At 62.0% G+C, this 2,636-nt stretch carries 1 protein-coding gene; it reads left to right on the plus strand.

What is annotated here, in order from left to right; all coding sequences use genetic code 11:
• A partial coding sequence (locus EV192_RS53445; protein WP_165961071.1) for a condensation domain-containing protein occupies positions 1-2,636 on the plus strand: 2,636 nt, incomplete at both ends.

Raw genomic sequence — 2,636 nt, forward strand, 5'->3', positions numbered from 1 at the left:
TTCTTCACCCTCGGCGGACACTCCCTCCTCGCCACCCGCATCACCAACCAACTCAACATCCCCCTCCACACCCTCTTCCAACACCCCACCATCGCTGAACTGGCCCACGAACTCACCGGCCACCAACGAACAACCATCCCTCAGCTGGACCGGATCGACAAGAACGGCACCACCACCCTGCCAGCGTCCTTCGGTCAGGAACGCCTATGGTTCCTCACCCAACTCGACCCCCAAACAACCACCGCCTACCACATGACCGGCGCCGCAACCCTCCACGGCCCCCTCAACACCACCGCACTCAAACACGCCCTCCACACCACCACCCAACGACACGAAACCCTCCGCACCACCCTCCACCACCACACCTCCCGCAGCGGCCAAACCACCAACCCCCAGGCCACCGGCTACACCTACCAGTCCGTCCACGCCGCGTCACCCACCCTCAACCACGTCACCGCCGACCACTCACAACTCACCGACATCCTCAACCACGAAGCAACCCACCCCTTCAACCTCACCCAAGGACCACTCTTCCGAGCCACCCTCATCCACCACACACACAACCACCACACACTCATCATCACCATGCACCACACCATCTCCGACGGCTGGTCACTCACCATCCTCCTTCGGGAAATCACCACGGCGTACACCGCGCTGGTACGTGGTCAGGCTGCCGAGCTGCCTTCGCTCCGGGTTCAGTACGCGGATTTCGCTGCCTGGCAACGCGACCGCCTCGCGCGAGGCGAGCTCGAAGAGTCCATTTCGTACTGGCGGAAGCAGCTGGCTGGCATTGCCCCTCTTGAGCTTCCCACCGACTTGCCGCGTCCGGCTCGACAGACCTTCGGTGGTGCCACTCGATCTGTGGACGTCGGCGAGGATCTCGTCAGGGCGCTTGAGGAACTTGCCAGGGCTGAGGGGGTCACCGTGTTCATGGTGCTGCTTGCTGTGTTTCACACTTTGTTGTCCAGGGTGTGTGGGCAGAAGGATGTCGCGGTGGGGTCGCCGATTTCTGGGCGGGAGCATCCGGATGTGGAGGACCTTGTCGGGTTCTTTGTCAACACTCTGGTTTTGCGCGCGGATCTTGGTGGTACGCCATCGTTTCGGGAGGTTTTGCGGCGGGTACGGCAGGTTTGTCTGGAGGCGTACGCCCATCAGGATGTGCCTTTCGAGAAGCTCGTTGAGGAACTGCAGCCGGAACGGGACCTCAGTCGCAGTCCGCTTTTTCAGGTCATGTTCGTTGTCGACGAGGCCGCCCCGCAGTACACGATGCCCGACTTGGAGATCCACGAACTACGTCCGGAGCAACGATCCAGCCAGTTCGAGCTGACTCTCCGCCTGATGCGTTCGGACAGTGGCCTGCACGGCGATCTGGTGTACAACACCGACCTTTTCGCCGAGGACACCGCCCAACGCCTGGCCGATCGGTACGTCACGATGCTTTCCGAGGTGGTCGCCGATCCCGACCAACGTATCGCCGAACTCCCAGTGATGTCGCTCGACGAAACCAAGCAGCTGTCGACGCTGACACGCGGCACCGACACTCGGGTTCCCGACCTGTTGGTGCACGAATGGTTTGAGGCCCAGGCCGACCGGACGCCAGACGCGACAGCGGTCCGGGCGGTCGACGGTGAACTCACCTACCGGCAACTAGACCAACAAGCCAACCAACTCGCCCACCACCTCCGCCACCAACACCACATCACACCCGAGACCCTGGTCGGAGTATGTCTACCCCGCACCCTCGACCTGATCGTCGCGTTGTTCGCCGTGCTGAAGACCGGCGCAGCCTACGTCCCCATCGACCCCGCCTACCCCACCAACCGAATCACCTACATCCTCAACGACACCAAAGCGAAAGCCCTCATCACCACGTGCGACACGAATGTCGGTCCGTACGAACGGATCCTGGTCGATCAAACAGGCCTCACCAGCCGACTAACCCCTACGGCTGACAAGCACAACCTCGCCTACGTCATCTACACCTCAGGCTCAACCGGGCAACCCAAAGGTGTGATGATCGAACACCACCAAACCACCGCCATGATCACCTGGGCCCTCAACACTTACACCACCGAACTGACCAACGTCCTCGCATCCACCTCCGTCTGCTTCGACCTATCCATCTACGAAATCTTTGCCCCACTGGCGGCAGGCGGCAGCATCACCCTCACCGAACACAACGCCCTCGACCTCACCACCAACCCCGACCTCGGCACCAACATCACCCTCATCAACACCGTGCCCTCCATCGCCCAAGAGCTGATGACGGCCGAGGCCTTGCCAGCAAGTGCCGCCACGATCAACCTCGCCGGCGAGGCCCTCAGCCCCACCCTGGTCCGCGCCCTCTACGACCAACCCCACGTGAAAGCCGTCCACAACCTCTACGGCCCATCCGAAGACACCACCTATTCAACGCACGCCCACACCACATCACAAGACAACCGGACCCCCATCGGCCAGCCGATCCACAACACCCAAGCCCACATCCTCGACGCCAACCTACGACCTGTCCCTATCGGAAGCATCGGCGAGTTGTATCTCAGCGGCGCCGGAATCACCCGCGGCTACCACAACCAACCCACCCTCACCGCCGAACGCTACCTACCCAGCCCCCAAGGACAACGCCTCTACCG

The sequence above is a fragment of the Actinocrispum wychmicini genome, assembly GCF_004345645.1.
Lineage (GTDB): Bacteria > Actinomycetota > Actinomycetes > Mycobacteriales > Pseudonocardiaceae > Kibdelosporangium > Kibdelosporangium wychmicini.